The organism is Aphanizomenon flos-aquae FACHB-1287, from assembly GCF_014698755.1.
Lineage (GTDB): Bacteria > Cyanobacteriota > Cyanobacteriia > Cyanobacteriales > Nostocaceae > Dolichospermum > Dolichospermum flosaquae.
Genome location: NZ_JACJTO010000022.1, coordinates 67,730 through 74,401 on the forward strand (window position 1 = coordinate 67,730; position 6,672 = coordinate 74,401).

General features: G+C 33.3%; 5 protein-coding genes. 1 reads left to right on the forward strand and 4 read right to left on the reverse strand.

All coding sequences use genetic code 11. From position 1 onward, the window contains the following. Positions 1–19: 19 nt before the first annotated feature. Positions 20–1,534 (forward strand): glycine betaine ABC transporter substrate-binding protein, encoded by a 1,515-nt coding sequence (locus H6G44_RS12100; protein WP_190386801.1) that lies wholly within the window; start codon positions 20–22, stop codon positions 1,532–1,534. A gap of 211 nt (positions 1,535–1,745) precedes the next feature. Here the strand turns inward: H6G44_RS12100 and H6G44_RS12105 are convergent, their stop codons facing one another. The 4 genes from H6G44_RS12105 to ovoA form a co-directional block, all read right to left on the reverse strand. Beyond that, positions 1,746–2,927: an iron uptake porin gene (locus H6G44_RS12105; RefSeq protein ID WP_190484342.1), complete on the reverse strand. Its 1,182-nt coding sequence runs from the start codon at positions 2,925–2,927 to the stop codon at positions 1,746–1,748. A 300-nt stretch (positions 2,928–3,227) separates the two neighbouring features. After that, entirely contained in the window at positions 3,228–3,722 is a 495-nt protein-coding gene (locus tag H6G44_RS12110; protein ID WP_190386799.1) for a DUF427 domain-containing protein, read from the reverse strand. A gap of 159 nt (positions 3,723–3,881) precedes the next feature. Beyond that, the gene (gene egtD, locus H6G44_RS12115) at positions 3,882–4,856 is read right to left on the reverse strand and encodes an L-histidine N(alpha)-methyltransferase (protein ID WP_190386798.1); all 975 of its coding nucleotides are present in this window, start codon (positions 4,854–4,856) and stop codon (positions 3,882–3,884) included. A 47-nt stretch (positions 4,857–4,903) separates the two neighbouring features. After that, positions 4,904–6,226, reverse strand: a complete 1,323-nt coding sequence (gene ovoA / locus H6G44_RS12120; RefSeq protein ID WP_190386797.1) for a 5-histidylcysteine sulfoxide synthase — start codon at positions 6,224–6,226, stop codon at positions 4,904–4,906. Positions 6,227–6,672: the final 446 nt, after the last annotated feature.

A 6,672-nucleotide genomic window follows, 5' to 3' on the forward strand; every position in this document is an offset into this window, starting at 1 on the left:
ATAAAATTAGGATAAAATCATGTTTTTATTTCAATACGGTTCGGAAATTATCCTTCACAGTGGAGAACATTTAATATTAGTAGTTATAGCTATGACAATAGCCATTTCTATTGGGCTTCCTGTGGGCATTTTTATTACTCGTCAACCACAATTAGCTGCTCCGATTATGGGTTTAGCAAATACCATTCAAACCATCCCTAGTTTAGCCATTTTTGGTTTTTTAATTTCCGTGCCTTTTCTGGGAGGAATTGGTAAAGTTCCTGCAATAGTTGCTTTAACTCTTTATGCTTTATTACCCATAATTCGTAATACTTATATTGGCATTAATAGCATCAATCCCGCTATTAAAGAAGCTGGTATAGGGATGGGAATGACAGACCAGCAGTTATTATTAAAAGTAGAAATTCCTCTAGCTTTACCTGTTATTTTAGCAGGGGTAAGAGTAGCCACGGTCATATCTGTAGGAATTGCCACAATTGCTGCTGCTATTGGTGGTGGAGGTTTAGGAGTATTTATTTTTCGCGGTATTTCCACAGTTAATAATGAATTAATTTTAGCGGGAGCAATACCCGCAGCTTTAATTGCTTTGAGTGCAGATTTTGGTTTAGGATTTTTAGAAAAAAACCTGACTAAACCAACAGGGAATAAATCAAAGTTGGCGATTATTTTAGGAATAATCACTTTAATTATAGCTGGGTTAATTGCATTTAACTATCAAAAAGCACCAGAGACAATTATTATCGGTTCAAAAAACTTTACAGAACAAGTAATTTTAGGAGAATTGTTAGCACAACACATAGAAAATCATACTAAATTAAAAGTAGACCGTCGTTTTAATTTAGGAGGAACATTTATTGTTCATGAAGCAGTGAAAGCGGGAAAAATTGCCGGGTATGTAGAATATACAGGAACTTCATTTACTACTATTTTGAAAGAAAAACCAATCAGCAATCCACAAATTGTTTATGAAAAAGTCAAAGAATACTATGATCAAAAATTGAAATTAACAGTGATGAAACCTTTAGGATTTGAGAATACCTTTGCCATGATTATACGCGGTGAAGATGCTAAAAAATGGCAAATTAAAAGCCTTTCTGAAGCTGGTAAATATAGTCCACAGATGAAAGCAGGATTTGGATATGAATTTTTAGAACGTGAAGACGGTTATCCAGGATTATCTAAAACCTACAACTTAAAATTTGCCAATATTAAACAAATGGAATTAGGATTAATGTATCAAGCATTAAAAGAAAAGCAATTAGATTTTATTGCTGCAAATTCTACCGACGGTTTAATTCCAGTTTTAAACTTAGTGATTTTAGAAGATGATAAAAAATACTTTCCACCTTATCAGGCCATACCTATTTTTAATCAAGAAATTCTCCGAAAATATCCAGAATTAACAGATACCATTAATCAATTAGGAGGTAAAGTTTCTACAACTGCAATCCAAAAGATGAATTATCAAGTAGATAATCAATCTCAACCAGTGGGAAAAGTTGTCAGTGAGTGGTTAAAATCTCAAAAATTGTAGATTGTTGTTAGTATTACGATATTCGTATTAATGACAAATATCGAAAAAGAATAAAAGCGTTATTAATTTAATAGTTATCCCTTTTTTGTCAAAGGAGCAATAAGTCCTAGAAAGCGGGGATAGCGAAGCGCTGTTGCAAGCAGTTTGCTTAAAAGAGTTAGATTATTTCTAACCTCTCACAGTTAGATTTAACAGGGAATAGCAATATTGTTTAAAACTTAAAAGTAGTCCTAACTACTCCCAGTAAAATATCTCCATTCTGATCATCGTGATTTGGTGCTGTCAACCAAACTAAACCAGGAGTAATATTAATTTTGTCGTTTATTTGATATCGATAAAACGCTTCAATGTGAAATCCTGTACTAGGATCACGGCGATAAGGTAAACCTGATAACTGTGCTGAAGAACCAGTCAATTTAGGCTCCATTCCGATAATTATTCCTAACAAGTTACCCTTGTTAATGTCCTTTTTGTTGCTAGGGAAGGTTAGAGTCACAGCCGAACTCCAGATATCAGCATCACCTTTGACCGCACCAGTCAATGCTCGTGCATTCGTATAGGATAACCATCCACCAAGTTGAAAGTGTTCATTAATTTTAACATTCGTTTCAATACCATAGGAATTGGAAGAAACCTCTCGTCCAAACAAGTTCGACGCGAAACTACCAGTATTATGTCCTAAACCATTAAAAACATCATTATTATTCACCTTAGTGGTGGTGTTATTGTAGGCATTGACATAAGTGAAAGCAACTTTTGTGTCTTTATCTACAGGTTTTGTCTTTGGATAGAATATAATCTGTGCCAATGCACCATATTTACCATTAAACAAGCCGTTGCTGCCATTAGGATCGTTGGCATTGGCACTACCTGCTAAATAGAACGTCTGTGCTGTTAAATCTTTTCTCAAGTTAAAAGTGACACCTATACCAGTATCTCCACCTAAACGATAAATCGGACTGTATCGACCGAAGCGAGAAATAGCCGCATTACTATCATCTTTTAGAGGATTAATCACATCCGCATCATCAAAGTACGTATTAAAGCCAGTAGCAAACATAACACATATGTTTTCGTTCCTAGGAAAAGGAAAACGATATTCCAATTTACTAAGCTGAACACTGTTACTTGTATCACTACCAGATTTAAAGCTTAAACCAGTCTCATATCCGGGGCCATTTGGATTTATCACATTGCTTGCTTGAAGTCTTGCAAGTAGCTGATCTTCCCCAGTAAAGCTCGTCTTTAGGTTTAGACGCACCCGATCAGAAAGTGTGAGGTTGTTTCGTTTTCCTCCACTATTGCTAGCATCTGTAGCAGCAAATATTATCTGACCATCAAGTTTTGTGGTTTTGGGAAACTGTTTTTCCCCCCTTGTTAAAGAAATTATCACACGCAGAATACCAATGATAATTATCAATTATATTTTTAACATTTACTTAAGATTTCCCCAGTATCCATTTATAAGCAACAGCTTTTTCTAGCTCCTCATACTTAGCTGAATGCGATCTCCTACAGAGTCCGATAGGCCATCAGACTTTAAGACGACATTTTAATTTTTTACTGTCCGTTCGCTGATTTTGAATAAACAACAGGAATTAAAGTCTTGAAGAAATTAGCGTCAGTTGGTGAAGCGTCAAGAATCACCGCACCTTCAGGTCGGTGAGTATGTCAAAACTGAAATTTTCCTTGTTTACCATCCCCAAGTACCGGGTTCACCTTTAAATGGTCCAACAATATCAGTAGTAATCCACCCTCCGTAAAAATCACCTGTTTGCGCTTTAACTAATTCATCATTTACATAGCAAGCATCCATTAAACTGGCATAAAAACTGTAATATTCTTGAATTGATTGAAAATTAGGACTAGGTTGAATATATTTCCAAGCAGCATTATGAATATACTTGTCTCCCACAGAAACATCATAATATTGACAAACACCTTTCCATTCACAATAACTTTTTTTAGGTGTAGCTATTAAGTATTCTGTTTTAATATCTTCAGCAGGAATATAATAACCTGGAGGATGACTAGTTTCTAAAACTCTTTTTCCTCTAGTGGTTTCTGCTAAAATAATCCCATTACAAATAACTTTGAGATGTTTGTCAGTATCTTCTAAAATAGCAGGACGGGGATAGTCCCAAACTGATTCTTGTCCGAGTTTTGGAGGTATAGGATTTGGTTTCATGGTGATTTAATGGATGATTTTGGATCATTATAGTTACGTCATTATATCATTTATTTACAAATTTTATAATATTTAATTCACTAAAAATGCTATTAATTTTAGATTCATCTAAATTACAGTTATCAGCATTTAGCAGCCTGAATGCTGACACAAAACTTATTAAACTTGACAAAGAATCAAACCAAACCATCCTTTTTCATCTGTCCAAGTTTTCACAGTATTTAATCCTTTACTTTGTAATTGTGTTTCTATTGTTCTTAAATCAAACTTGCGAGAAATCTCTGTTAATATACTTTCTCCTGCTTCAAAGTCAACCTTTAAACCCAAAACTTCTAAGAATACACAATGACTTTTTTGACAATGTAAATACATTTCAATTTGATGATCAACTTGATTATAAATTGCTTGGTGTCTAAACAAATTGATATCAAAATCACCTTGAAAACGCCAATTCAAATGAGAAAGCATATTCAAATTAAAAGCAGCAGTCACTTCTTGACTATCATTATAAGCAGCTTCTAAAATATCCTGGGGCTTTTGTAAATCAATTCCTAGTAAAAAGAAATCCCCAGTTTGTAAAGTACGAGAAACTTGATTTAAAAAACTATCACATTCTTCTGGATTAAAATTCCCTAGAGAACTTCCTAAGAAAAATAACATCCTTGATTGTAAATAACTAGACTCTAGATGAACTAAAGCCTGTTCATAAGTTCCTAATAGTCCATGAATAGAAAAATCAGGATACTTTTTTTGTAATTGTAAAACACTAGTTTTCAGAATACCACCGCTGACATCAATAGGAACATATCTACAAGAAGTAGCAATTTTTTGATAAGCATCTAATAAAACTTGAGTTTTTGTAGAACTACCACTTCCTAATTCTATCAACTCACAACAATTTGTAATTTCTGCAATTTCATCAGCATATTGTTGTAAAATCCAGGCTTCTGTACGAGTCGGATAATATTCTGGTAACTCACAAATTTTTTCAAATAATTGAGAACCAGGATCATCATAAAAATATTTGGGAGATAAAATCTTGGGATTTTGACTTAATCCCTGAATTACATCTTCTCCACCATTATTTAACTCTTGATAATGATGATCTAAAATTGTTAAAGGTTGAGCAATCATTTTCTAAATCCTCTGTTGTTGACTTTGAGTGATAAAAAGATATTTATTTAATCCAAACTTTCAGCAATTCTAAAACCAACGTGCTGATAGAAATAAGGACGAAACCAGTTACGATAACAGGCTAAAGCCATTGTACCATTTGTCGCCCAAGAACCACCCAACATCATAAAATGTTTATTATCAAAGAACGGTACAGATTGATCTTCATAAAGATGATGGGTTTTAAATCCTGGTAAGGGATAAAATGTTTCTCCTAACCATTCCCAGACATTACCCCGTAAGTCAGAAATACTAGATTGGTTATTTTCTGAAAACATTCCTACAGGAGTTGGAGAAATAAATTGTAAATTGAGATTATAGTTATTTGATAACCGAGAATCCTCAGATATTTTTAGAGCTTGATTCCATTCTGCTTCTGTCATTAACCGAGTATTTTTACCTTTCCAGCGACAATAAGCCATTGCTTCATAATGGTTAACTTCCACTGGCCAATCTAAAGGTAAATCTATTTCATCAAATGTGGCACGATAACGATAATTATTTTCTTGATATATCCAGAATTTAGGATGTTCTACTTTGTGAATTTGTTTCCATTCCCAAGATTCAGTATTCCAATAATTAGAATTATTGTAACCACCACCTTGAACAAATTCTAAAAATTCTCCATTGGTAATGAGATTTTGACTAACCAAAAATGTCTTGACTTTAACTTCTAAATTACCATATTCACTATCCCAACCAAAAGTTAAATCATCTCGACGTTTTCCTAATTTTACTACGCCACCAGGAACTTCTCGCATTTGATTATCAGGAATCTCTCCATTACTAGGTGCATAATTCCATCCTTGGGGACGCTTTAATTTATCAACGGGTAATTGACGCAGTAGCATGGAGGAGGTTTCCAGATGAATGCGACTATGTTCTATTCCCATTAATAAAGCCCAAATAGAATGTTGTTGATGAATGGGTAAATCGAGGGAAGTCTGATTAATAATTGTTGTAATTTCTTCCTTAGCTTTGTCTCGATATTCCCAAACTTTTGTAACATTAGGCCAGTTAACTCCTTGAATAGCTAACTCTAGTTCTGCGGGGCTTTCTGGATCAACTCCAATTTCAAATAAAGTCTCGTATTTATGATTAATCCGATTTTCTAATAAACCAACTTGAATTAATTTATTAATGTAAAAAACAGCCGAATGTCCAAGATAGAAAATTAATTTATTTCTGAGAGAATCGGGATTTAGATAGAAAGTTTCTTCCTCAACTAAACTTTTCATCAAGGTTTCTTCGAGTTCCCAGGAATTTTCAAAATACTTGAGTAGGGTTGTGGAACTACAATTATCGAGATGGGGAATATGAGCATCTATCATTTTCTTGGTCTGCTGAATTGTTTGTATGATCTGGATTAATTAAGTTTTGTAAATAAAAGCATAGCTGAATCTTGGTATTGATAGAAATTTTATCTCAATGATAAACATTTATAAAACCAAGTTAGCCAGAATTACAGGCTATGTATTTAAATAGCTTATATTAGAATTTTTCTTTAATTCTTAATTAAAATTTAATGTTTTAGAACTTGCCTACTGTACAAATTAACCATTATCTGTATAAATGTTTTTAATTAATATGTACAATTAATTTTACTTAGGTACTGAAATTATCTTTATTAAGATCATCTTCAGATGAGGACATGAACTCATAACCAGAAGTGTTGAATGTTAAGAAAAGCCTGATAAAAATAGCCAAAAATATGTTAAATTTTGGGCGAAGGATTAAAATATTTTGATTAACCATGATCATAAACTCATTTCCCAAG

Coding starts and splice junctions, on each gene's coding strand:
- H6G44_RS12100 (WP_190386801.1), top strand. CDS start 20: ATGTTTTTATTTCAATACGGTTCGGAAATTATCCTTCACAGTGGAGAA.
- H6G44_RS12110 (WP_190386799.1), bottom strand. CDS start 3,722: ATGAAACCAAATCCTATACCTCCAAAACTCGGACAAGAATCAGTTTGG.
- egtD (WP_190386798.1), bottom strand. CDS start 4,856: ATGATTGCTCAACCTTTAACAATTTTAGATCATCATTATCAAGAGTTA.
- ovoA (WP_190386797.1), bottom strand. CDS start 6,226: ATGATAGATGCTCATATTCCCCATCTCGATAATTGTAGTTCCACAACC.